Annotated in this window: 1 protein-coding gene; it reads right to left on the reverse strand. The window is 50.1% G+C overall.

The window, feature by feature from the left end; translation table 11 throughout:
* The coding region (locus tag SJH88_RS19480) for a hypothetical protein (RefSeq protein WP_274755422.1) at positions 1 to 256 on the reverse strand (256 nt) is incomplete at its 3' end.
* Positions 257 to 393 lie beyond the last annotated feature (137 nt).

Genomic DNA, 393 nt, shown 5'->3' on the forward strand with positions numbered 1-393 from the left:
CCTCGGTAAACGAACACCATGACGTCTGTGGCAGGAACGACTGCGGGAAGTGGATCACACGCTCTATACCAGGGATGGACTTGAGCTCATCGACGTGGATTTTATCTTCGTCACCCATATTCATCACGGTATGGATACCCGAGCGGTCGAATCCAGCTTCGTTACTATCGTTGAGCCAGCGTACCTGCAACATGAGCACAGTGGTGCAAAATATGAGAAGCACACTCATCGTGAGCTGTAACCAGAGGCATGTCATGGTGAAGTTATACTTCATACCATTGGGAGCAGAGGATGGCTTTAGATTGGACTGTATGCTGCTCTGCATAAAGTGCCTCACGGGCAGAAGTGCTATACCCAGAGATAGCACTACCAGGAGCAAGGCATAAAGCAGGG

The sequence above is a fragment of the Comamonas sp. GCA5 genome (assembly GCF_036541385.1).
Taxonomy (GTDB): domain Bacteria; phylum Pseudomonadota; class Gammaproteobacteria; order Burkholderiales; family Burkholderiaceae_C; genus Comamonas; species Comamonas aquatica.